We start from the raw sequence: 23,642 nt of genomic DNA on the forward strand, positions 1-23,642 counted from the left end.
CTTAGTTGTCGAACTGCACGATTTCGCCACCGTTGCGGGTAACGATCGAAGCAATGAAGGCTACAGTCGAAGAATCCTTGATCCAACGTACGGAACCATCCGCGAACAGACCCCAGGCTCCACCGGTGTGGAACTAATAAATTTCGTTATTGGAGGTACAGTTCACCATGCATGTTCCACCGTTTCCTCGGATACCGGAAGGCAAAGAGCCATCCAAGTGAGCATAAGAGTAAGTATCGGCCCAAGCGCCGCCGCCTCCGCTGGTGGGATTAATGATTCCGTCGACCGGAGCGCCGTACTGCGAGAAATTTTGTCGTTGTGCATTGTAACCGACCGGACGACCGGACATTTCCGAAGCCATCATCGTATTAGAAGTTCCATCGGTGATGGAAGCAATCTTAACGTTCTGCGTTTGCGAACAGATCACACCGGTTTCACCAGATGCAATGGCGATATAAGAGGCCGGCAATCCGGCTGCTGTCAATGGAGCGGAGTGCAAACCGGGAATCACGAAGTAATCGCAGAGGCCCCAGATTTGAGTAGGAGGGCTGGAAAGGGGAGCACCACTTCCGTTGCCATAACTGGACCAGTTCGCGTTGTAATAATTGATTACAGAAGGAGCGGGAGAAGAGGGGCAAATGTAAGTCTTGATCGCAGTAGAGTATGCAGTGTTGTTAGCGGTCCCTTCGCCGGGATCCAAGCCACCTGCGCCACCGGTAACAGGAGGTTGATTTACAACGTCGTAGGAGGAAAGTTGTATGTTGATCTTGGCGTAAAGGTTACCCTGTTCAATGTGAGGCAGAATGATGGTGAAAAACGCCGGACCTGCATTCGAACCAGCCACTTGAGCGGAAGGATCCGGATCGTTGGCGACGATCGCGTAATCTGGCGGCATTACGCCATAAGCGCTTTCATAGTTCATGGTCGCGAGACCAATCTGCTTCAGATTGTTGCTGCAGGCCATTCGAGCCGCGGCTTCGCGCACTTTCTGAACTGCGGGAAGCAGCAGGCCAATCAGGATTGCTATGATCGCAATCACCACCAGCAATTCAATGAGCGTAAAAGCTTTACGCTGCCGTCCGATCATGTTTCTCACGGATTCACCTTGAATAGTGTAAAAAAACTGAATGCACTATGAGATTTGGTCGATTTCAATCCGTTAAGTCGAACGGAGGAATCTCATTCTTACCGGCGATTATTTTTGCTTCGAGAAGCGGATTGCCGGCAACGAAATATTTCTGTTTCAGCCGATCGGGTTGATTACCCTTCTTGGGAGCGGCGGGCGTGTGATGGCCCTTGGCTTCCGTATCCTCTCTAGGCCAATAGACGATAACAGTATAATCTCCCGGAGCCGCACCTTTACCAAATCGGCTCGTTTCCAACGTGTAGGTCCCATCCTCGCCCACTACGGCTGATGCCGTTTGCGACACCTTCGGATCGGCTCCTTTAACATTGAAGTAGAGAATCGCACCCACCGCAGGTTGTCCCTTATAAATAACCTTACCCGTAACCGGATAGAGATTATTGCTATTTCCGCAGGATGGGACAAATATCAATAGCCCCAGTAGACAAAGATGCATGGAACGGTTAATTGTTGATTTTGAAGAATTCATGATATTATATTCCGACGATTATTGGCTTTTATGCTTACAATCATCTTTTAATACTTAGAATTTAAATCTCAATATATAATTTGAGATTTAAATAATACTCAGATGCCAACAGATAATTGATCATGTCAAAAAGCTTATGGGTAAGCCCTGACAACCACCTGACATGTTTCGAAGAAGAAAATGCGAAGAAATCAAGGAGTCTACTTCACCGTTCCTTCAAATGCCTTATCGACTTCTGTATTTGGTATCAAAAACCATGAATTGGAACCAGTTAGATGCACTGAGGAAGTCACGAGTTCGGGATCACTCGCTTCCCGAAAGCTGTACGGACGCACATATCTAATGAGGAATATTAATTTTTTGTATGAGCCAAGCCCATGAGATAAGTTTACATTTATCTATAATGGTGGATTATATAGGAAAGGTAATTGTAACGCTTTCTCAGATGCGACGGGCTTTTATAAGGTGCCGAATCTAATCGAGTGGTTTTGGCTCTTCCGTTTTTAGGCGCAACTCTCGGCGAATCGGTCATTTTGGGATAGATTGCAATTGAGAGTACCCTTTTCCTGGTTCACGGAAGAGCCGATGACGACGACTACCATTGCCATAGACATGGACGTTCCTGCCGGAGTGAGCGTTGGCGAATACGAACGCATCGACGGGGGCCACGCCTTTCACGTGAGTTGGGAGTTGCCCGACAATCTTTGTTGCGAGACATGCCAGCGAGAGTCTCGGCTTCAATTGGTGGAGAAGAACAAGTTTCTGAGCATCCGCGATCTGGATTTGTGGGGTAAGCCGAGCTTTTTCGTGTACCAGGAGGTGTATCACCGCTGTCCGTCGTGCGGTCACCGTCAATCGCTGTTGCCGCCCTTCAAGCGTCGGGATGTGAAATATACGTTCCGCTTCGAGGAGCAGGTGCTGGTCAGTCTGATCGGGAGCACAGCCGAAGACGTGGCAGTGCGTTTGGGGATCGCCGCGGAGACGGTGGAGCGAATCGTCAAGAACCGGATAGAGGACGCCAAGGCGAAGCAGATCGATCCCCAGCGGAAGATCGAGCGTTTGGGTCTGGATGAGATCAGCCTGCGTAAGGGGCATAAGGGATATGCGACAATATTGACGGACCTGACGAATGGGGAGCGTCCGGAGATTCTGGCTCTGTCCAAGGGTCGTGACGAAGCAGCTGGGCGAGCGTGTTTGGAGCGTTTGTCGGCCCAGCAACGGTCGGCGGTGCGTTGGCATCATACGGACATGAGCCCGGCGTATTTGAAGGCTTGCGGCGTGCATTTACCCAACAGCCAGTCGGTGATAGATCGCTTTCACGTCGCCAAGAAATTGGGTGAGGTGGCGGACGATCTGCGAAAAAAAACTATCGAGCCTACAAGCGAAGTTTGAGCGGGGAAGCCCGCAAGAAGCTGCGTTCTCAGATGCACGACTTCCGGCGTCGTCCCGAGGATTTGAATCCGGAGCAGGTCCAGGCCCTCGAGGATTTGTTCGAGAAGGTGCCTTCGTTGGGAACGATCTACCATCTGCGTTGGGAGGCGACCAAAATCTTCGATAGTGCCCCGAACCGAGCCGAAGCCTCGCGACTGTTGGAAGATTGGATCGTCCAGGCCCGCGAGACCGAGATGGATTGGGAGCCGTTCATCACGATGCTCAAGAACAATTGGGAGGGGATCTTAGCCTACTTCGAGGAACGCAAAAGCAGCGGCCCGGTGGAAGGACTCAATACCAAGATTCGGGTAGTGCTACGTCGGAGTTATGGAATTCAGAGTCTAACTACGCTCTGGACGAGAATACTCCTGGACGTGAATTGGGCTGCGAAAAAATTAGGGCCGACCATTGCGGAGATTCGCGACCTCGTCAACCAGATCCAGAAGTATTTCTCTGGATGCTACACCTAGAAACGGAAGAGCCGTGGTTTTCGCTATATTTTTTTCGCGAAGACGAACCTCACTCCGTAGCTTACTGCGAAGTAAACTCAGCTAAGGTGTGAGACCGAAAAGCTTTTTAAAGCCAGGAATTCAGAAAAGGCTTGAGAAAATCCGTTTTTCCCGATTGCGGAATTGGAGCGCAGAAGATCAAATGGTTTGTTGGATAATTCAGAAGAGAGATCTCCAGAAACGACTCAGTCCTCTCGAGTGATCTCACCTCTATTTTCAGATCTTCCGCGAACAATTTCCCTACTAGATTTTCCGACATCGGATGTCTGCGTAGCGTCACCGACCCCAGATGGCGAACCAAGAGAATCGAGACCTATTTATTGGCTGCGGATTGCAGCAGCCCTCGAACCTTAAACCACTCCTCGCAGCGCTTCGGCCAGTCGTTCACCGGCAACCCGGATTTGCGCATTCCGTAACCATGACCACCCTGCGAATAGAGATGCATTTCCACGGGCACTTTGTTCTTCTTCAACTCCCGATAATAGAGGATGCTGTTCAGCGAATCGATCGGATCATCAGTAGCGTGGATGAGGATTGCGGGAGGGGTCTCCCCATTAATTTTAATGTGATCGACCAGCTTATCCGAATTGGAAGCTGCCAAATAGGCGGGATAGACGAGAACCGAAAAGTCGGGACGCGCACTTAGTTTATCGGCTTCATCTATTGGCTCATAACTCGACTCACCATAACAAGTACTCGCCAGGGCCGTGAGATTTCCGCCGGCTGAAAAACCGAGAATCCCAATCCGCTTGGTATCGATACCCCACTCCTTGGCGTGTGCGCGAGTGAGACAAATTGCCCGCTTGGCGTCCTGCAAGGGCGCGAAATTCGGTTTATCGCGATACTTGGAATTCACCGGAACCCGATACTTCAGTAGCACGGCATTGATCCCGATGGAATTCAACCACTCCGCCACCTGCAACCCCTCGTGATCCCAAGCGAGAACGCTGTAGCCGCCGCCGGGGGCTATCACGATGGCCGTACCTGTATTTTTCTCGGCGGGCGCTTTGAACACAGAAATTGTGGGATCGGTAATACCTGTTAGATTCCGACTACCGTCCTTGCCGGTGAATTTCTCCGGGCCGGAATTTTTATCCCCTGGGACTTTGCCCTCGGGCCAGAGTTTCACCACAATCGGCGTTTCCTCAGCCGAGAGTTGCGATCCCAAAAATAATAGCATCAACGAGGTAGCGGAGAGTAAACGCATAGTAATGTCTCAAGGAGTGGCTTTCCAACTTCTCGCCCATCTTACAGCAGTATCGTTCTTGATTCCGCTTTATTCCGAAGCTTCTTCTTCTGGTAAGATGACCCAACGCATCCAGGCCAATTTCAAAAATATTTCCGATGAATTTATCCGCCTGGAATGGTAAAACCGAAGAAAGTCACGGTTCGCCCTCAGGGTAAATTTATGCGAATGATTTTTCAGCTATTGCTACTTACCGGTTTATTCGGAGGAGTAGTTCAGGCAGACGACCGAGTAGTCTATCCCGCCAAGGATGGGCCTGGCAAAGGAAAGCATCTGGTATTTCTCGCCGGAGATGAGGAATATCGCTCCGAAGAAGGGCTACCGATGCTGGCAAAAATTCTCAGCCAGCGACATGGTTTTAAATGCACCGTCGTCTTCGCAGTCGACGACAAAGGCTTTATCGATCCGAATAAATCCGCCAGTATCAGCGCTCCGGATGCACTGGATACCGCTGATGGTATCATCATGGGCTTGCGATTCCGTCGCTACCCCGACTCGGCTATGAAACACTTCGAAGACGCCTATCTTCGGGGCATTCCCATCATCGGACTGCGCACCAGTACGCATGCTTTCGCCGGATTAAAAGGCACATACGCCAGTTATAACAATTTCGGCCGAAATGTTCTGGGGGAGAACTGGGTCAACCACTGGGGCGACAACCATCGTTACGCCACCAAAGGCATCATCGAAGAATCGGCCAAGGGAGAAAAAATCCTCAATGGCGTCGAGCATGTCTTCGGTGACTCCGGCACCTACGAAACTCATCCTCAACCCGATTCGAAAATCCTTCTACGTGGGCAGGTGGTCAATGGCCTGAAACCGAGCGATCCCCCAGCTACTCACAAGCGGAAAGCCACAACCGGGGAGCAACCGGTAAATGAACCGATGATGGCAATCGCCTGGACGCGGATTCCCCAGAATCCCGCCGGAAAAGAGAACAAGGTTTTCTGCACGACCATGGGCGCTGCGACCGATCTGGAAAATGAAGATCTGCGGCGGTTAGTTGTGAATGCCGTTTATTGGGGACATAATCTGGAAATCCCGGCTAAAGCGGATGTGAATTATGTCGATCCCTACAAGCCAAAAACCTATGCGTTTAATGGCTTCCGACGTGGCATCAAGCCGGAAGATCATGCTTTAGGCAAGGAGCTTAAAGAAGGCCAAGGAACCGATCCGAAACAGAAATGATTCGTGAGATAACTTGGTAAAAAAAGCAGGCTTTCCCAAGTAAAGGGAAAGCCTGCTTTTTTGTGTATTCGGAGTAGGACTAGACCTTAATGATGTCCTTCACGGTCTTGCCGCTTGGGATCATCGGCAGCACGTGTTCCTGATGCGGGACCATCACGTCCAGAACGAACGGGCCATTGGAATCGATCATCTCTTCCAGAGCGGCGTCCAAATCTTTCTTCGAACTGATCGTTTTTCCCAGGACTTTGAAGCCCTTGGCAATCTGCACGAAATTCGGATACGGTTCATTTTCCATCCCCGCACCCAGATAGGTGTGCCCGCGGTTTGAGCCGTGGAAGCGATCCTCCCACTGAACCACCATACCCAGATGCTGATTGTTTAATAGCAGGGTCTTCACTGGAATCTTTTCGGCGTAAGCACAGCCCAATTCCTGAATGTTCATCAGGAAACTGCCATCGCCATCAATGTTTACCACCAGGTTCGACGGATGGGCGACCTGTGCTCCCATGGCCGAGGGCAATCCAAAACCCATCGTGCCCAAGCCACCACTGGTAACCCAATGGCGGGGCTTGTTGAACTTGAAGTACTGGGCTGCAAACATCTGATGCTGACCGACACCCGTCGTGATAATCGTTTCGTCGAGTTGCTTGCGCTCTTTGAGTATTTCGTACAAACGTTTAATCGCGTATTGCGGCAATATCGCATCTTCCCGATCGTTGAAGGTCATCGGGTCTTCTTCCCGCCATTTGTCGATCTGCTTCATCCAATCGCCGTAGCGGCTGCCCTTGGAGAGATCCTTGAAGCTGTCTTCCTGCAGGAGTTGATTCAATCCCTCGACAGCGCCCTTCAGGTCGCCGTGAATGCCGACGTGGGCGATTTTGTTCTTATTCAGTTCGGAGGGGTCGATATCGATGTGAACGATCTTGCCATGTTTGGCAAACTCGCTGAGTTTGCCCGTCACGCGGTCGTCGAAGCGGACGCCGAACGCTAACAGCAGGTCGGCTTCGTTGATCGCCATGTTCGAGTAGACGGTCCCGTGCATGCCGAGCATTTGCAGACAGAGATAATGATCAGCCGGGAATCCGCCCAGTCCATGCAGCGTCAAACCGACGGGGATACCGGTAGAAGAAGCGAACTGCTTCAGGGCTTCAGAAGCTCCGGAACCGACGACACCGCCGCCGCCGTAGATGAAAGGCTTCTTGGAATTGCGGATCAATTCGAGAATCTTGATGAGTTCGCCGCGCTCGGCTGCCCGGAAGGGCTTGTAGCCGGGCAGATTCATTGGCGGATCCCAGTTGGGAATGATTTCTTTCTGCTGAAGATCCTTGGGAATATCGATAATCACCGGGCCCGGTCGGCCGGTAGTAGCGATGTAGAAAGCCTCTTTCATCACTCGGGTGATATCTTCGGTTTTCTGCAGCAGGTAATGATGCTTCGTAATTGGTCGGCAAACTTCGACGATTGGCGTTTCCTGAAAGGCGTCGGTGCCGATGACGGGCGTACTTACCTGACCTGTGATCGCAATCACCGGAATGGAGTCCATCTTGGCATCGGCCAGGATAGTGACGAAGTTCGTCGCTCCGGGTCCTGAAGTTGCCAGACAGACCCCGACTTTACCTGTGGTCCGGGCATAGCCATGGGCCATGAAGCCCCCGCCCTGCTCGTTCCGGGGTAGAATCGTGCGAATCTTATTTTGCACTTTGGTCAGAGACTGGTGAATGGGCATCGATGCCCCACCAGGATAGGCGAATACGACTTCCACTCCATTGCGAATGAGCGACTGGACCAGTATATCGGCGCCATTCATCGGAGTTTCGGCACTTTTCTTCTCAGCCATCACAATACCTTCCAGGTTGTAAAAGACTCGGATTACTAATATTATCAAATCGGAAAAGAATTGAGAACTGCAACCGCAAAGAAATTCATCAGACCGTCCGAGTTTCCGCCGGTTTTTTGGGTATAAGCAGAGAGACGGCCGGTGCGGTGATAACCGTGGTAACGAGAGCCATCAGAACGAGCATGGCATACAGCGCGGGCGAAATCACACCCATGCTCAGTCCAATGTTCAGCACGATTAACTCCATGAGGCCGCGGGTATTCATAAGAGCCCCGAGAGCCGCCGAGGTTCGGCGATCTCGCCCGGTAAATCGGGCCGCGAAATAAGTGCCGCCAAACTTTCCAGCTATCGCCACGACGATTATCGCCAGACAGATCAACTTGTACTCCCTACCGGCGATGAGATCCATCCGCGTACTCAGCCCCGCCACCGCGAAGAAGGCGGGCAGGAAAACCAGTGTCACGATATCGGTGAGCTTATCAGAGAATTCCCGCGACAACTTACTGTCATGGGGGATGAGGACACCCAATAAAAAAGCACCAAAAACTGCATGAATCCCAATGATCTGAGTCACACCAGCCGAGAAGAGAATGGCCACAAATATCACCGGAATGGCATACCCGGGAAGTGGTTTACTCTCGAGAAAATTACAAAACCGTTCCAGCACGGGTCGCACCAGGACAAACATGGATCCGATAAAGAATGCCGTGTAAACCAGAACCAACATCGCATTTTCCACCTGCGATTGGGCAACACCAATTACCAAAGCCAGTAGACACCAGGCGGTAACATCCCCCGTGGCAGCGGCACTGAGTGCGGTGACTCCCAGATCTGTCTTTTCCATTCGCAGGTCAGTCAGAATTCTTGCCAGCACAGGGAAGGCGGTGATGGACATGGCCACACCCATGAACAGTGCAAAGCTTGTAAAGGGTACTGAGCGATCCGAGAGAATCGGGTAGATCCAAAGTGCGAGAGCTGCCCCCAGGAGAAAGGGAACCAGAATGGAAACGTTGGAAATCGCGACCGCCGAGCGAGCGTGTAGACGGAGTTTTTCGCCATTGAGTTCCAATCCCACGAGGAACATATAGAGGATAACGCCAAGTTCCGCAATCACCTTCAAGGCCGTCAGAACCTGCTCTTTGGGATCGGTCTCCGGCCCAGGGATCAGGTAATGCATCGCTTCCGGAGATAAGAGCCCCAGAAGAGAAGGGCCTAGAAGGATCCCCGCAAGGACCTCCCCAATTACCGGCGGTTGACCGAGAAACCGCAACCCGCGTCCAAGAATGAAGCCCAGCGCAATAACCGCCGAAAGTGTCGAAAGAATGTGAGCAGTGAGATCAAAATTGCCGGCTGTCCCGGTGCTAATGAGTGATGTGGTCGCAGTGATTTCCGGAGCAACGAGACGATTTCCCTGGGATCGAATGACCAGAAATAACAGGACGCTCAAACCAATGAGGACGCAGCCTGCGAACAAGGGGACCAAGATCGATTTTCGCAGACTGCCCGACAGCTTGAACATGATTTAATGGTTTCAATTCGCTGCGAGAGCCGCTTTCCGCTCGGCCTTCAATTCATCCATCAAAGGCCAGAGAACATCAACTTCCTCTTTGAAGACGTCGCCGATCAGCACATCCGTCACCAAGCCTTTGAGATCGGGATGTTTTTTAATAAAGCGACCGAAGCTGAAGCCTTCATAGAACTCGCAGACGAGACGGCGCATCCGCTCCATACCCTGGACGTAGCCTTTTTCCCAGCTGCGCAACTGATGTTCCGAGGTATCGTTCTTGGCCAAGCCTTCACAGACAGCATCCGCGGCCATTTGCCCCGAGCAAAGGGCTAAAAGCACGCCCGAGGAGTAAAGAGGATCCAGGAAGCCAAACGCATCCCCCACGAGAACCCAGCCATCCCCACCGGCCTGACTCGCTCGATAGGAATATTCCTTCTGGGCCCGGAAGGCTTCAATGCGGGTGGCATTGGCGATGCGCGGTTGCAAACCGGGACAGTTCGCCACTTCTTCGTTGTAAATCGTCTCGTAGTCTTTGGTGTCACGATCCTTGAAGAGATAGTCGTAACCCGCCACCACCCCAACGCTCAAAATGTCATCGTGCAAGGGGATATACCAGAACCAACCCTTCTTGCCTTTGGTTTGGAGGACAATGGTGGCCCCTTCATCCTTGCCGACATCCCGGTAGGCCCCTTTCCAGTAAGTCCAAATCGCGGCTTTTTTCAAAATCGGATCCCACTCCCGGAGCCCCAGCCGACTAATGATCATAGAGCTCTGGCCACTGGCATCAACGACAACTTGGGCTCGAACTTCTTTCTCGGTGCCGTCTTCCAGCTTAACGCGAATTCCGACGGCCCTCTTACCTTCGAACAAAACTTCCAAAACGCGTGCGCCTTCGTGAACGGTAACACCCTGCTCCCGTGCATTATTCAGCATCAACAGGTCGAACTCGCTGCGGCGCACCTGCCAGGTCTGTGAGGATTCGTGATCCTTATTCTCGTGGAAGTAGAACGGCTCCGAAATCTTGCCATGTTCAGTCACAAACTGGACGCTGTACTTCTTGATGAAATGGCTGCCCTTCATTTTGGGAAGCATCTTCAGTCGATTGAGGGTGTGATACGTCTGAGGTATCAGCGATTCCCCAATGTGAAAACGTGGGAAATGATCGCGTTCGTAAATCTCGACCTTATAACCCTTTTGAGCAATAAGAGTCGCTGCGGTAGTTCCGGAAGGACCGCCACCAATTACGATGACATCGGGTTGGGTTTGCGAGGCCGGTATCATAAAAGCTCTCCAGAAATTATCGCCAGGTATTATTCGAATCTTCGTGCGGCTGCCGGGCGAGCTTCAATAGCTCCACCAACTGCTTCAACTGACTCTTATTCAGATGCCCAAGCTGCTGATTATGGCACTCCCGCAACGGCTCGGAAATCTGATCGAGCAAAGCAATCCCATTCAACGTGATGCGAATGTGCACTGTACGGCGATCCGTCTCGGACCGCTGACGGCTAATCAGCTTCCTCGCCTCGAGCTTATCCAGCATTCGCGTGATATCCGGAGCCCGAGAGACCAATCGCTCGGCAATCGTCAGAGTCGCCACCGGCTCAGGATGCTCCGCTTTCAATAGCCGTAACACGTTGTACTGCTGCGGCGTCAAATCAAACCGCGCAAACAAGGCATCCTCGTAAGCCCGCAATCGGTCGTAGGTCCGCCACAGGTTGAGGTAGACCTCCTGCTCCGCGGAGTCGTATCGCAGTTTGGATATCTGAGCTTCCATGTACTTAATATATAGTCGTTCGACAGATAGTTGTCCAGACAATTATTGTTCAGCGGTGGAATCAGATTCTTTCTGTAAAAATATTCTTATTTTAAAAGCTGGCTCCGGGTGAAGACTTGCTGGCACCCCAGGCTACGGGCTAATTTCAGCCGCTCTGCATCGACATGCGAGCCGTAGGCTATGACCTCCGGCTTGCCGGAGAGCAGAGAAAATTCGTTCATCAGAGCTTCGAGTTGCAACAGCGGATGCTGCAGATCGATGATTACCTGCTCTAGCTCGGAATTGGACAAAAGCGATTTGAGCATTTCGTAACTTCTGCACTGAATCGCGGACTTACCCCGCTGACGAGCATCGGCGATCAGCTTGCTCGAATCAATCAGGTCATCGGAAAGAATCAGAACGTTCATATGGCTTCCGGTCCCCGTTCGCCGGTTCGAATTCGGATCACATCTTCCAGAGGCAGTATGAAAATTTTACCGTCCCCGATGCGACCTTCCACACCCGATCGCCCCGCTTCCATGATGGCATTCACCGTCGGTTCCACGAAATCTTCGTTCACGGCGATCTGAAGTTGCACTTTACGCACCAGATTCGTGGCCACTTCATGGCCGCGAAACATTTCCGATCTGCCTTTTTGCCGACCAAAGCCCTGGACATCAACGATGGTTAAGCGGAACACTTCAACCTTGTTGAGGGCTTCCTTCACCGCTTCCAATTTTTGCGGCTGAATAATCGCCAGGATCAGTTTCATGCTCCAACCACTCCAATTAGTCGCGGGATTCAGCTGGGAATCTCAACAGGCAATCCTTGAAAGCTTACTATCTCGAAATCGGGATTGGAATGTGAATTAACAGCTTTGCAATACGACGCCTTCTTGCAGATAGCTATCATCTACGGCAAAGTTATCGAATTGAATCGAATAGTTGTCCTGAAACCAGTTCCGAAAATGCGCCAGCCAGCCGTCATCAAAGCTGGGATTCACGGCATGCAGCAGCCCAAAGGGGATGTGTCGAAATTCGCCGTTCTCACAGACGATTTCGCCCGCTTTGAGGACCATGCGAGGCAGCTCGAAAGTTTGTTTCCAGGTAGGATGCGGCGAATATAGGGTGATATCCGCGTCGGCGCCGACTCCGAGTTGCCCTTTATCCTTCAGACCTAGAAGTCTGGCCGGGGAAGCTCGTGTGATAATTGCAATCTCGTTGAGAGTGTATTCTCGTTCGAGGCTCGGTAACACACATCGACCTGCAATACTCGCCGGAAGTTTGGTGAGGACTTCTCGACGGTAATCCCGACTCATGAGCAGTTGAATCATCTCGGGGTATGCGAGGAACACCCCGCCATTGGGATGATCGGTACTCATGGCGATCCGCCAGGGATCCTGCATGAGCAGATACCACTCCAGACCGATGATCCATTGCAAAGCGTGGATGAGGCTGCGCTGCTTATATTCGATGGGAACGATGCCGCAGCCGGCCTCGCACTCGGTTTCGCTGTTGAACCACTTTTTGCCCGTCACTCGATGCAGGAAATATCCGAGCGCACCGTCTCCGGTCATCGAAGTCGTTTTGCCAAAATTCACATGACCGACATCGATGCTGATATTCCGATGGGAATTCACATAATCGACTAACTCGGACACTCGCGAGCAGAAACCTTCACCGTTCGGCTCGCCACCATAACTGTGAAACTGAACATGTGTCAGGTGGGCCCGGCGACCTTCCAGAGCTCTCATCGTTTCGAGAGTGGTTCGCCAGTTCCCGGCTATCCCCAACTGATTGCCATGGATGTGAACCGGATGGGGCAAATTCAGGTCGATGGCCGCTTGGGCAACACCAGTAATAATTTGTCTGGGAGTAATGCCGAAGCCGTCCACAACCGTATCGAGTTGTGTATCGTGTCCGGCCCCCTGTTTCCATCGCTCCACCCCGCCGGGGTTGACGATTTTCAGGGCATAGCCCTTGGTCGCGTTCAACAGCCAACCCGCGTATGCCGAGAGCACTTCCTGCTCCTGGGCCGCAATCAGTTTCATCGCATAGTGATTGTTACCCAGCAGAATGAAAAATCCCTTGTCGATTACGGGCGTGTCGCGAAACTCCTCGTGAGCGTGGCGGGCTCCCAAGGGTGGGATGGCCGCATCGAAGGCCGTGGTATAACCCAGGCCCCCGTAAAGATAGCCTGTTGTAAATGTGGTAGGCGTCGATCCGCCTGTACCCGAACGGAGCAGGTCGGTTTTTGGATAGACGGCATTCCGGCGATCTTCCGGACGCATCTTTCGGGAGAAATTCACCTTGGGTCCGGCGATATGACTGTGCATATCGATGCCGCCGGGAAAAACGAGTTGCCCGGAGGCATCAATAGTTCGAGTGGCCTTTTTCCGGCCGCGCGGCGGAGCGACAATCTTACCTGCTTCTACCCAGATGTCGGACACTATGCCATCGATCCCGTTGGCGGGATCGTACACCGTGCCATTCGCAATGCGCAAAAGAGACATGCAGTTGTATTATGGATTGTTTCAGAATTCGCTGCGTGTAAGCCCGGATCGGTTACGCTTTAATGCGCATTAATTTCGAAATCGATACTGAGTTTTCGAAATTCGGCGATCGAAGAAATCCGGCCTGCGATCGCTTGGGCTTCCGTGGCATCTCGGCAATCAAATTTGATTTTTACTTCGCCCTTGTTGCTGACCAACGCTACCAGATTCTGAGCACTTGGCCCAGCTACGGTGCGGATCTTTTCCACCCACTGCCATGGCATCAGCGTGTAGGTGGTATTGAGTGCCGGTAACACTTCCGGTGCCGAAGGTTGCGGCTTGCTGGTCATGCTGGCTGGAATGACTTTTGATTCTTGCGCGGGCCGCTTCGCGATATCGGCAGCCGCGTTATTGAGTCGAGTCGCATTTGCGGCCGCAGCTGATGGTTGGGGAGCCGTCGGTTCGATGGCTGGCTGCCAACGCACGGTTCTGTCGTCCGCCTGGAAGATCGCCAGAGCCCGATTGCCCTGTGCGGGAGAAGCTGTAGGCGAACCGATGACGCGATTCTGGCCAACAGGAGCTGTAATCACTCGCGCTTCGGGCCTGTCTTTTTCGGGAACCGCCGTCCAATCGCTTGGTGCGGATTTGAGCACGGCTGTTGGATTGATCGAAGGCTCTGCAATTCTCTCACTTGTGATGGCGCTGAAAGTGTGGCTTTCAACCACCGCAGGTTTACTGACTTTCGGCAATTCCAAGACGGAGCTGGATGATTTCGTTTCGGCCGCTTTAACTTCTGGTAAAACGATTTCCGGCGACGTGAGAATGCCACCTCCCGAGGAAGGAACGAGAGTCCCGGGCAAGAAGGTCGATTGACGAGGTCCGGCCACAGGAGCCGATTTGGGAAGAGCAACTGCAGGTTTAGCTACTTCCACCGCCTCAACGGACGGAACCGTATCCGGTAATCGGCTCGGCATGCCTGGCGGCAGCTGGGGCTCGCTTTGAGTCAGGATTACACCGAGCGACGGCGATTTTACCGTGCTGGCGGGCGGGGGTGGAGAGACCGGTGCCTTCAAACCCGTGGCCTGATCGGCCGCTGGACCATTCGATCGCGATTCCACCACGACGATAGTCTGCTGGGATTGAGTCGGCTGATTTGGTACAGCCAGTTCCGATTTGCTCGGCGGAACATAACGCGTACCGTTGGTGAGAAGTTGGATGGGCGCATTGCCACCCATCCGCTCTTCATAGATCGACCAGCGCGTTTGAGCGATGCCCATCCCCTTACCGAAGAAACCTTCTTCCACGGGAACCACCGAGTTCGGCTTGGGCATTCCAGTGGTGACTGGGCTCGTGGCGGGTTTCGTAACGGAACTCGTGAGAGGTGTAGCCGGAGTGGACTGCGGGTTTTCCAGCTTCTGAATATCGCGGATTGGCGGATAATCGTTGAGTAAATCTTTCGTCGAGATATTCGTCGAACTCGGTATCAGTGCGGGCGCCCCAGGGGTGGTCTTCGGCGGAATGGGTGGAATCGGCTTTAGTTCAAAGGCCGTCTTCGCCGGCGCTGAATCTGCCTTGGTTTCCTCTTTAGGCTTAGTCGGCGGTGGCTGCAAATCTTCCAGTTTCGCGGGAATAGTCTTAGGATCGCTTCCCGCATCCGGAGTGATGAGGCTGGGAATTGATTTATCGCTGGCTGGTTTCACATCGCCAGGGAATTCGGACAGATCGAGCGGCAGCGGATCGACGTACTTGCTTTTGGCCTGGGGCTTCAAAAGAATGGCCGCGGGTGGCTTCTCATCAGCCCAGGATAAGGAAGAGAGCAGTAAGCATGTGGAAAGAGTCAAAGCGCTGAACCGTCGAACGGGTCGCTTCTGCGACAAGGATGTTCGGTTGAGTTTCACTTCGGACCCCTTCGGCAATACACCTACAGCTCGGCGCGGGACGGATTCTGCCCGCATCCTTCATCGTCCGCGTCTGGCGATAGACTTGAAGGAAAATCGAATTAATCCGGAGAGGTTACCCATTTTAAAGTTAAATTTGTAGGATTTCATCAGATTGGCTAAAGACGGAAAGCCAGAGAGTTGACGGGGAACGGAAAAATTTGCTTGCGACAATTGACTCGTGAACTATCCTATAGAGTAAGTCCTACGAACTATTCGTAACTGTAGCCGCCTAGGTGTGCGACTGTTATGCCGACTCTCAAAGAACTCTTTTCCGGATTGCGACCCAGACGTTATGGCCGTAAGCCGCATCTCGTACTTCTGAACGGCTTGGCCGAGCAGCATGAGTCCTGGTTTCGCAATGCGAAACATTGGGCTCGCTATTTCGAAGTCCATAAGCCCAATATCCTCGCGTACGAGGGCGATGCTTTTCACAAACGCATTAACGACGGTTTACCGATTTCCGTCGATTACCTGGTCGAGCAATTAAAACTCTACCTAGATCAGTTTGTGCAGAATCCGCCTTACCACCTCGTCTCCAGCTCGTTGGGCGGTAAGGTTGCGGTGGAATTTGCTGTACGTTACCCCGAACTGGTCGGCCGCGTAGTTCTCATCTGCCCGTCCGGGATGGGGGATGTTGAGCAACTTCCGATCATGGAAGGCGTCCGACACAACGATCATGAATCCTTGGTCCGCAGCGTCTTCAACAGTACGCGCAACCTCGAAAAAGGCCTGCTGAAATATTACCGCAGAATGTTCTCCAGCAAGAAGTGGAAGAAGGGCTTTATCCGTACAGTCAAAGGTACCAACGACCATTCTGTGCGAGAACAGCTGAAATTACTGAAGCCCATGACACTTTTCGTCTCTGGAGAACTGGACCGCATTGTCGATCCCAAAGAGGGGGCCCGGGCAGCCCAGGAAATTCCCAAGGGTCAGTACATCGAAATCCCCAACTGCGGCCATGCCCCGCAAATTGAAAAATCGGCCTATATTAACCGATTAGTCATCCATTTCTTGACTCACCCGCGTCCAAATTGTAAGCAGACAATGCTACAACTGTTGATTAAGAAACCTTCCCGAGTACATTCATGATCCCCGGCTCCACAAATTCTCCTAACAACGGAACCAAGAAGTTGGGCAAATCTTCACTTTCTGACTGGTGGCTGGTTTTCTCGAAATTCCGCAAGCACGGGTCCAAGATCGCCACCATGATCCCGAGTTCGAGATTTCTCTCGAGAAAAATCATCAAAGGGATCGATTTCGATAAAGCCAAGTGCATCGTCGAATTGGGTGCCGGCACAGGCCCCATCACCCAGGAACTCCTCAAGCGGGTTAAACCGCACACCAAGCTTCTGATCATCGAGAAAGACGCCGATTTCTGCAATCGGCTCCGGGAACGGTTCCCCTCCTCGCAAAATCCCAATGCGGAAATTATCGAAGGAGATGCGGCCCGACTCGATCAGATTCTGGCCGAGCGAGGTTTGGAGACCGCCGATCACGTAGTTTCGGGTCTTCCGCTGCCCTCAATTCCGGAAAACATCCGCTACGACATTATGGCCTCCTCCATGCGAGTCCTGGGCCCTAATGGTACCTTTCGGCAGTTGACTGTAATGCCCTGGGTCTACCGTCGGCTGTACAAGAAGTATTTTGGCACGGTGAAATTCGATCTGGTGCCCCTGAACTTCCCTCCTGCAGGCGTCTACTTCTGCCAGGGTTTCCGATTTTCCAATGCCTCGTAAGATCGCTAGACCTTGAAATTCATCGAACTATTGACCGGTAATCTGGTATCGCGCCGAGTTGCCGAAACCGGATTGCTGAAATACTCCCGACGTCGAGTCAAAAAGCTCGACGAGATGAAGGTTCCTGAAGTCCAGCAGGAAACCTTACTCCGACTGGTGAGTTACGCTTCCGGCACATTATTCGCCCGCGATCACCGCTTTCACGAAATCAACTCGATTGAAACGTTTCAAAAAAACGTCCCGGTTCGGGAGTATGAATTCTTCTGGGACCGCTACTGGAAAGACGCTTACCCACGCCTGGAAGGGCTGACTTGGCCGGACAAGATCCCGTATTACGCCCTTTCTTCGGGTACCACCAGCGGCAGCACCAAGTATATTCCGATCTCGCATCAGATGATTGCCTCCAACAAAAAAGCGGCGTTCACTCTGCTGTCATTTTTTAAGAATGCGTACCCGGAATCCCGGATTTTCAACGGCAAAGTTTTCTTCCTGAGTGGTAACACCGACATGAAGGAACTAGCCGACGGCAGCCGGGCAGGCGATCTCTCGGCTGTCGCCGCACGAGAGGTCTGGCAGGGAATTCGCCCCTATACGTTTCCGCCCATGGAACTCGCTCGGATTCCCGACTGGGAAACCAAGGTTCAGAAACTGGCCGAAGCGGCGGCCCGGGAGCCGATTACCGCCATCAGTGGCGTCCCTTCCTGGATTCTGTTTCTCTTCGATCGACTCAAAAAAGTCACCGGCAAGAATACCATCGCCGACATCTGGCCGCTGTTACGGCTAGTGATCCACGGTGGAACTCGCTTCGATCCCTATCGCGAACTGTTCCAAAAAGAAATCGGCAGCGATCAGGTCCAATTCGTGGATACTTACCCGAGTTCCGAAGGGTACATTGCCACCGAAGACCCTCGCTATAAACTGCTGCGAGTAATTCCCGACTGCGAAATCTTTTACGAATTCATTCCTTTCGACGAACTCGGCAAAGACAATCCGACCCGCCATACCCTGGCAACAGTTGAAACGGGCGTGAATTATGCAGTTGTGTTGACCAGTTGTGCAGGGATGTGGGCTAACCTGCTGGGCGATACAGTCGTCTTCGAAAAACGGGATCCTCCCCTCCTGCGATTCAGTGGTCGAACGAAATATTTCCTCTCCGCATTTGGCGAACACCTTATCAGCGAAGAGATCGAAAAAGCGATCGCAGAGGCTGCGCGGCAAACCGATGCCGTCTATTCCGATTTCCACGTTGGGCCGATCTTCTCGACCGACCCATCGGAACCGGGCACGCATCGCTATCTGATCGAATTTCGTCGTAAACCGAAGGACATGAACAGCTTCATCAAAATCTTCGATGACTATCTCAAAAACATAAACGAGGATTACGAAGCCCACCGGAAAAACAACCTCACCATGCGTCTACCGGTGGTCGATATCGTGAAGGAGAACGGCTTTCTCGAATGGATGCTGGCCCACGGCAAACGACCGCCCCAGCACAAAGTCCCCCGGATGGATAACACCGGGAAACTGACCGAATCCATGCGCAGTTGGTTTTCGTCCCATCAGTGGCTCGACCAATAGATGCCACATGCCCTCTGATTCCCGGGCTATAATCGGCTGCCTTCTGGGAACCGCGGCAGGCGATTCCCTGGGATTGCCTTACGAAGGGCTAACTCCTCAAAGGGCCGCTCGAATCCTGGGAGTTCCGCTAAGACAGCGATTCCTCTTCGGCTACGGAATGGTATCGGATGATACCGACCACACTTGTCTCGTCGCAGAGTCGCTGCTGCTCTCCCAGCAAAATCCCGAACTATTTTTGAGGCTTCTGTCGCGCCGACTGCGTTTTTGGCTCCTCAGCCTGCCCGCAGGTGTCGGTAAAGCCACCGCTCTGGCCCTTTTCAAGAGTTGGTTGGGCTTTGGGGTTAAAACCAGCGGGGTCTATTCCGCTGGGAATGGACCGGCCATGCGGTCCGCCATTCTCGGAGTACTCCTCTCCGATAAACAGCAACTTGCAGAGTTTGTTCGCCTCTCGACGCGAATCACCCATACCGATCCCAAAGCCGAGTGGGGAGCCTTGGCCATAGCCCTGGCCGCGCGGCAAAGTGCTGACCTGCAGTGCGATGGCCGACTGCTACTGAACGATCTGAAAGCTTTAACGGGCGGTTCGGAAGCCGAAGAATTACTGACTAGCTTGCAGCAAGTGATCGATAGCGTCGGATTGGGCGAAAAAACGGAGCGATTCGCTCATTCGGAAAATTTGTCGGCGGGAATTACCGGCTACATGTACCACACGGTTCCCATGGTACTTCATGTATGGCTGAGTCATCCCACGGATTATCGCAGGGCCATTCAGGAAATCATACTTTTAGGTGGCGATGCCGATTCCACCGCGGCGATTCTCGGTGGGATTATTGGAGCCCGTGTCGGCAAAGACGGGATTCCCCGAGAATGGCTAAAGATTCTTGCTTGGCCCCGAGACCTCGCCTGGATGGAGAAATTGGGGGAGGAATTGGCTAATAAAGCGGACTCAAAGATAACTGCTCGCCGGAGCTTTAGCGTTCTGGCAACCCTGCCCCGAAACCTGATATTCCTGGCAGTAGTACTGGTGCACATTTTTCGAAGGTGTCTGCCGCCCTATTGATCTTCTGTATCTACCGTGACTTCATTTACCGTTTCCAGTTTCAATTGAGCGAAAATATCTTCCAATCGCTTGAGACTTGCATTGAGCGATTGCGCGGCCATTTCATAATTCGTATGCGGCGAGAAATTCTTGTAGTTTGCCGAGTAGTAGTCGGCTACCTTCCGAAGCTTAGGTAATTTCCCCCGTAAGCGACGCAGATATTTGGCGTAATCGCCGGACAAAAAAGAGGGTTCTACCGCGCGAATCGAATCGTAAAGCGTCCGGGGAACTTCCAGCATTTCTGCATCGTCCTGAATTTCTTCCGCATGCTTCAGAAAGGTGCGAATCATCCAAAGGTGGGCAAGTACACCGTTTAGTTCGCCGATGGCTTCCGTTGGAGTCATAAAAATCAGTTCACATCGTCCCGGGAAATGACATCGGGTCCGCTGCCCGCCGTTTTTTCGTAGTAGCCGCCTCCCGCTTTTTTGTACTGCGTAAAACCCAGATTCGTCAAATTCTTAGGAGCCAGCGAACCGGCCCCGATATCTGTAAATTTTCCGGCGATTCGCGGAGCAGAAAGCAGCCGACGAACAGGTTTGCCATTTTCGGGGTGCTGGGTTAAGGGTGCTTCGCTCATGCCCTGGAGGGTCTCAAAAACTTCACCTTCGCTACCATCGGCTTCGATGACTTGATAAACATAAAGGGGCATCGGTATCTACCTCCGGGAGTAGAGTGATATTGGTTTACTTCTATTATACCACATCTGGTATCAACGACTTCGACCTTGCAAGACTGGCTCGCAACCCAGGCGATCCATTTAATGATTCGGTAGGATTAAACCGATGATTCCGCTTATCCCGGTTATCGACATCCAGAATGGGATCGTCGTACACGGTATTGCTGGGAACCGAGCGAATTACCTGCCTCTCAAAAGCGTCTGGACCGAATCCACGGATCCCCTCGAAGTTGCTCAAAAACTTTGGGATCTTTATGCCCCGCCGGCAGTTTATATAGCTGATCTCGATGCAATCTCGGGGAAGCGACCAAATACCGCACTCTACGAGGCCTTGATTCGGCGAGATATCCACTTCTGGCTCGATGCAGGACCAGCCGGTCTGGATATCCCATCCACGCGAACGATCCATGCTTTGGAATGGCTGAAGGAATTCCAAGCTGAAGAGGATACGGCAATTTTTTCGCTCGACCTCCGAAACGGATTTCCCCTTCGAGCTGACCCGCGCTGGCCGGAAGATCCCTTGGAAATTGCCTTTCGAGCGGTTGAAGCGGGCTATCGGGAATTGTTACTTCTGGATCTCATGAGAGTGGGAACCGGACTGGGACTCAACACGGAGCCCCTGGCTCAGAAACTTAGAAACAAATATCCGGCACTTCGGTTGATGCTGGGCGGCGGCATTCGAAGCCACGAGGATATTAATCGTTTGGAACCTTTGGGCCTGGCAGGAGTACTGGTGGCTTCGGCTCTGCACGACGGTTCCATCCGGCCGCGGCATTAGAATTCGACTATTTGCGCCATTCGTAGGTGGCGGATTGACCGAAACTTTCTTCGATCTCGACTCGAAGAACATCGGGTACGAAATGGTGCTTCTGCTCGAGCTCTTCGAGCAGCTTGACGGCCAGATATCTTCCCAGCAATTCGGCAGTAGTATTTTCGATCGGCAGAAGAACGCATTCACTTCGAGGGAATACCCATTCCCGATCCTTGTAGGAAACATGGACTTGAGGACCGACCTCTTTGATTTTGATGTGCGGATTCCTTGTCGGCAACATCATGAAGTGATCCAGCTCATCCGTTAACCGACGGCCAATATTTTTCAGCGTCACGAAGTCGAACAGGTAATAGCTGGGATCGAGCGGCCCTTCGAGTTCAATGGCCGCCCGGTAATTGTGGCCGTGCAGCCGTTCGCATTGATCCCCATCATAAGTTATGAAATGCCCGGAGCAGAACACGAGGTAGTCTTTCGTGACGCGGACGGTGTAGCGTTCGGTTGCCATCGTTCTCAATTCGAATATTCAGTCCAGGTAAATGGTATCGTCAAGTCTACCTTATTTGTCCGGAGCCAGACGAACAAGGAAGCGGTGATGAGATCCGCGGTAGTTCCGGGATTGAGCCTGTTACCTTCGGAGCGAAGGTAGGCATCGAGTTCGCGATATCGCAGGCGATTTGCTGCGGATTGAAGATCAGACATCGATAGTTCGTAAGCTTTGCGGGCAATTTCGTTCTCTCTCTCCTTCCCGACTTTTCTTCGAATCAATGTATCTCCTACACCTAAAAAGATGAGTTGAAGTTCGAGAATTGACTGCTCCATTGTCAGGCCCTGCGCAAGCCATCCCGTAAAGAATCCGGATGCCCCAATCACGGATATGAAATTGCAGCCTTCGTGATACTGTGCGGCCACGCCATCTCGATCGCTGGCCATCTGCATCACTGCCTGAAGATTCAGGGTCGGGGGTTTTGCAACGTCCTGATCCTCGACTTTCCCCATCCCTCCAGGGCTGGCGAGGCGTATCGCCTGATAGACGTTTTCGGCATCCTGTACAGTTGTCGCCGACAAAAGCTTCCATAGATATTCCGATTCGAATATTTCAACTTTGGATAGTGGTACTAAAAGCAGGACTATCCCCAGATTCGTGTTTGTATTCACGACTCTTCGAGTGGCTTTGATGCATTCGAGTACCGTTTCCCCTATGGGAGCATCGACCATATTGGCAATCACAGGGGCGATTGCGTGAGCACTCTGGACGAAGTCGAGATAGGTGAGGTCGTCGAAATCCCGGTATCGATGTACATTTCCCGCTTTGCGAGCCGTCGCCTCCCAAAGGCATGCGGTAAATACGGCTTGTTCCAAATTCAGTTGAATCATTTTCGGATCGCTTTCAGCATTTCCTTCGCGACATCGACGCCGCAGGTTGGGGCGATATGCCGCCAGCCGGGAACGGCATTGACTTCGAGAACGAATTCTTCACCCGAGGGAGATTGCAGAATATCTACGCCAACCGCCCAGCCTTGAACGGCATGCGCGGCCCGAATAGCGCGTTCTTCCTGTGCCGCGGAGAGTTTTACCACTTCGGAAACCGCACCACGGGAGCAATTGGTTCGCCAGTCGGTCTGGGAGGATCTTTTCATGGCAGCCAGTACTCGACCGTCCAGTATGAAAACGCGGATGTCGTAGCCCGGATGTGGAATGAACTCCTGCTGGTAGATGACAGCTTGCGAACGCTCCAGGGTTCGGAAAGTCCGCCAGGCTAAATCGGGATCGTGCACACGTAAAATTCCCCGTCCTTCCGAGCCAAATATCGGCTTGATCACCACTTCCTGTCCGAGAATTTCATACCCCTCCATAGCTGCCTCCGCCGTTTGGGAGACATGAGTTCGCGGCACACAAATTCCGGCTTTCGCCAGCATGACCAGAGTCAGATACTTATCGATACAAATTTCCAGGCATCGAGTCCGATTGTAAACCGAGCAACCGGCGAGCTCTCGCTGGTAAAGCGCGTTCATGCGAAAGATCACCTGTTCCAGGGATCCGAGCGGCATGGTTCGAACGATTAAAGCCAGACAATTCGCAAAAGCGTCAATTGATTTCCCAGGCAATTTTCGCTGGACCACGGAAGCCTGCAAACTTTCGTGTGAGAACTGTTTCACTTCCATCCTGAGCTCCCCGGCGGCGCGCAACAGGTCGCGAACGTGCCAGCCCCGGCCGGAAGATACTATCCCAATGGTTTCCATCCCTTTTTCATAGCGGAATTGAGTCT

Annotated in this window: 25 protein-coding genes and 1 pseudogene; 9 read left to right on the top strand and 17 right to left on the bottom strand. The window is 52.4% G+C overall.

Translation table 11 applies throughout. The features are described 5' to 3' along the window. Position 1: 1 nt before the first annotated feature. From KIH39_RS27110 to KIH39_RS13005, 3 genes and pseudogenes are all read right to left on the bottom strand, one after another. Positions 2 to 133 (bottom strand): annotated as a pseudogene (locus tag KIH39_RS27110) (H-X9-DG-CTERM domain-containing protein); the annotation flags it as partial. Next, positions 134 to 1,087 (bottom strand): DUF1559 family PulG-like putative transporter, encoded by a 954-nt coding sequence (locus KIH39_RS13000; RefSeq protein ID WP_246539699.1) that lies wholly within the window; start codon positions 1,085 to 1,087, stop codon positions 134 to 136. A gap of 64 nt (positions 1,088 to 1,151) precedes the next feature. Next, the gene (locus tag KIH39_RS13005) at positions 1,152 to 1,613 is read right to left on the bottom strand and encodes a hypothetical protein (protein WP_213500151.1); all 462 of its coding nucleotides are present in this window, start codon (positions 1,611 to 1,613) and stop codon (positions 1,152 to 1,154) included. Positions 1,614 to 2,198: 585 nt separating this feature from the next. Here KIH39_RS13005 and KIH39_RS26825 point away from each other — a divergent pair. Next, positions 2,199 to 3,005 (top strand): transposase, encoded by an 807-nt coding sequence (locus tag KIH39_RS26825; RefSeq protein WP_213500152.1) that lies wholly within the window; start codon positions 2,199 to 2,201, stop codon positions 3,003 to 3,005. Then, the gene (locus tag KIH39_RS26830; protein WP_213500154.1) at positions 3,002 to 3,514 is read left to right on the top strand and encodes a transposase; all 513 of its coding nucleotides are present in this window, start codon (positions 3,002 to 3,004) and stop codon (positions 3,512 to 3,514) included. Before KIH39_RS26825 ends, KIH39_RS26830 begins: the two co-directional genes overlap by 4 nt. 352 nt (positions 3,515 to 3,866) lie before the next feature. On the opposite strand, the gene KIH39_RS13020 is transcribed toward KIH39_RS26830, so the two are convergent. Beyond that, positions 3,867 to 4,760, bottom strand: coding sequence for an alpha/beta hydrolase (locus tag KIH39_RS13020; protein ID WP_213500156.1), 894 nt, complete (start codon positions 4,758 to 4,760; stop codon positions 3,867 to 3,869). 4 nt (positions 4,761 to 4,764) lie between these two features. Here KIH39_RS13020 and KIH39_RS13025 point away from each other — a divergent pair, with 4 nt between their 5' ends. Continuing rightward, positions 4,765 to 4,923, top strand: coding sequence for a hypothetical protein (locus KIH39_RS13025; RefSeq protein ID WP_213500158.1), 159 nt, complete (start codon positions 4,765 to 4,767; stop codon positions 4,921 to 4,923). Positions 4,924 to 4,961: 38 nt separating this feature from the next. Beyond that, entirely contained in the window at positions 4,962 to 5,987 is a 1,026-nt protein-coding gene (locus KIH39_RS13030; protein WP_213500160.1) for a hypothetical protein, read from the top strand. Between the two features lie 79 nt (positions 5,988 to 6,066). Here the strand turns inward: KIH39_RS13030 and ilvB are convergent, their stop codons facing one another. The 8 genes from ilvB to KIH39_RS13070 form a co-directional block, all read right to left on the bottom strand. Further along, the gene (gene ilvB / locus KIH39_RS13035; protein ID WP_213500162.1) at positions 6,067 to 7,824 is read right to left on the bottom strand and encodes a biosynthetic-type acetolactate synthase large subunit; all 1,758 of its coding nucleotides are present in this window, start codon (positions 7,822 to 7,824) and stop codon (positions 6,067 to 6,069) included. Between the two features lie 88 nt (positions 7,825 to 7,912). Continuing rightward, positions 7,913 to 9,343: a cation:proton antiporter gene (locus KIH39_RS13040; RefSeq protein WP_213500164.1), complete on the bottom strand. Its 1,431-nt coding sequence runs from the start codon at positions 9,341 to 9,343 to the stop codon at positions 7,913 to 7,915. A gap of 12 nt (positions 9,344 to 9,355) precedes the next feature. After that, the gene (locus tag KIH39_RS13045; protein ID WP_213500166.1) at positions 9,356 to 10,612 is read right to left on the bottom strand and encodes an NAD(P)/FAD-dependent oxidoreductase; all 1,257 of its coding nucleotides are present in this window, start codon (positions 10,610 to 10,612) and stop codon (positions 9,356 to 9,358) included. 16 nt (positions 10,613 to 10,628) lie between these two features. Continuing rightward, a complete protein-coding gene (locus KIH39_RS13050) occupies positions 10,629 to 11,105 on the bottom strand; it encodes a MarR family winged helix-turn-helix transcriptional regulator (RefSeq protein ID WP_213500168.1) in 477 nt (158 codons plus the stop codon). Positions 11,106 to 11,191: 86 nt separating this feature from the next. After that, on the bottom strand, positions 11,192 to 11,512 hold the full coding sequence (locus KIH39_RS13055; RefSeq protein WP_213500170.1) for a hypothetical protein: 321 nt from the start codon (positions 11,510 to 11,512) through the stop codon (positions 11,192 to 11,194). Further along, a complete protein-coding gene (locus KIH39_RS13060; protein ID WP_213500172.1) occupies positions 11,509 to 11,856 on the bottom strand; it encodes a P-II family nitrogen regulator in 348 nt (115 codons plus the stop codon). The genes KIH39_RS13055 and KIH39_RS13060 overlap by 4 nt, the downstream gene beginning before the upstream one ends. Positions 11,857 to 11,952: 96 nt before the next feature. Next, complete coding sequence (locus tag KIH39_RS13065) at positions 11,953 to 13,596, bottom strand: formylmethanofuran dehydrogenase subunit A (RefSeq protein WP_213500174.1); 1,644 nt, start codon at positions 13,594 to 13,596, stop codon at positions 11,953 to 11,955. Positions 13,597 to 13,655: 59 nt separating this feature from the next. Continuing rightward, complete coding sequence (locus KIH39_RS13070) at positions 13,656 to 15,473, bottom strand: hypothetical protein (protein ID WP_213500176.1); 1,818 nt, start codon at positions 15,471 to 15,473, stop codon at positions 13,656 to 13,658. Positions 15,474 to 15,761: 288 nt separating this feature from the next. On the opposite strand from KIH39_RS13070, the gene KIH39_RS13075 reads away from it, so the two are divergent. From KIH39_RS13075 to KIH39_RS13090, 4 genes are read left to right on the top strand one after another with little or no spacing between them, the layout of a single operon-like run. After that, positions 15,762 to 16,604 carry an alpha/beta fold hydrolase gene (locus KIH39_RS13075; protein ID WP_213500178.1) on the top strand — a complete coding sequence of 281 codons (843 nt, stop codon included), beginning with the start codon at positions 15,762 to 15,764 and terminating at the stop codon, positions 16,602 to 16,604. Next, positions 16,601 to 17,251 (top strand): rRNA adenine N-6-methyltransferase family protein, encoded by a 651-nt coding sequence (locus KIH39_RS13080; protein WP_213500180.1) that lies wholly within the window; start codon positions 16,601 to 16,603, stop codon positions 17,249 to 17,251. Before KIH39_RS13075 ends, KIH39_RS13080 begins: the two co-directional genes overlap by 4 nt. Positions 17,252 to 17,263: 12 nt before the next feature. Continuing rightward, entirely contained in the window at positions 17,264 to 18,829 is a 1,566-nt protein-coding gene (locus tag KIH39_RS13085) for a GH3 family domain-containing protein (protein WP_213500182.1), read from the top strand. 7 nt (positions 18,830 to 18,836) lie between these two features. Further along, positions 18,837 to 19,889: an ADP-ribosylglycohydrolase family protein gene (locus tag KIH39_RS13090; RefSeq protein WP_213500184.1), complete on the top strand. Its 1,053-nt coding sequence runs from the start codon at positions 18,837 to 18,839 to the stop codon at positions 19,887 to 19,889. On the opposite strand, the gene KIH39_RS13095 is transcribed toward KIH39_RS13090, so the two are convergent. Both KIH39_RS13095 and KIH39_RS13100 read right to left on the bottom strand, forming a co-directional pair. Continuing rightward, positions 19,883 to 20,272, bottom strand: coding sequence for a hypothetical protein (locus tag KIH39_RS13095; RefSeq protein ID WP_213493691.1), 390 nt, complete (start codon positions 20,270 to 20,272; stop codon positions 19,883 to 19,885). The genes KIH39_RS13090 and KIH39_RS13095 overlap by 7 nt on opposite strands. 5 nt (positions 20,273 to 20,277) lie before the next feature. Next, the gene (locus tag KIH39_RS13100) at positions 20,278 to 20,577 is read right to left on the bottom strand and encodes an FmdB family zinc ribbon protein (protein ID WP_213493692.1); all 300 of its coding nucleotides are present in this window, start codon (positions 20,575 to 20,577) and stop codon (positions 20,278 to 20,280) included. A gap of 133 nt (positions 20,578 to 20,710) precedes the next feature. Here KIH39_RS13100 and KIH39_RS13105 point away from each other — a divergent pair, with 133 nt between their 5' ends. Continuing rightward, a complete protein-coding gene (locus tag KIH39_RS13105; protein ID WP_213493693.1) occupies positions 20,711 to 21,382 on the top strand; it encodes a HisA/HisF-related TIM barrel protein in 672 nt (223 codons plus the stop codon). A gap of 7 nt (positions 21,383 to 21,389) precedes the next feature. On the opposite strand, the gene KIH39_RS13110 is transcribed toward KIH39_RS13105, so the two are convergent. The 3 genes from KIH39_RS13110 to KIH39_RS13120 are packed head-to-tail and all read right to left on the bottom strand — an operon-like array spanning position 21,390 to position 23,616. After that, the gene (locus KIH39_RS13110; protein WP_213493694.1) at positions 21,390 to 21,881 is read right to left on the bottom strand and encodes a 6-pyruvoyl trahydropterin synthase family protein; all 492 of its coding nucleotides are present in this window, start codon (positions 21,879 to 21,881) and stop codon (positions 21,390 to 21,392) included. A 5-nt stretch (positions 21,882 to 21,886) separates the two neighbouring features. Next, positions 21,887 to 22,750, bottom strand: coding sequence for a triphosphoribosyl-dephospho-CoA synthase (locus KIH39_RS13115; protein ID WP_213493695.1), 864 nt, complete (start codon positions 22,748 to 22,750; stop codon positions 21,887 to 21,889). After that, positions 22,747 to 23,616 (bottom strand): ATP-grasp domain-containing protein, encoded by an 870-nt coding sequence (locus KIH39_RS13120; protein WP_213493696.1) that lies wholly within the window; start codon positions 23,614 to 23,616, stop codon positions 22,747 to 22,749. Before KIH39_RS13120 ends, KIH39_RS13115 begins: the two co-directional genes overlap by 4 nt. Between the last annotated feature and the right edge of the window lie 26 nt (positions 23,617 to 23,642).

This window comes from Telmatocola sphagniphila (assembly GCF_018398935.1).
In the GTDB taxonomy this organism is placed as follows: domain Bacteria; phylum Planctomycetota; class Planctomycetia; order Gemmatales; family Gemmataceae; genus Telmatocola; species Telmatocola sphagniphila.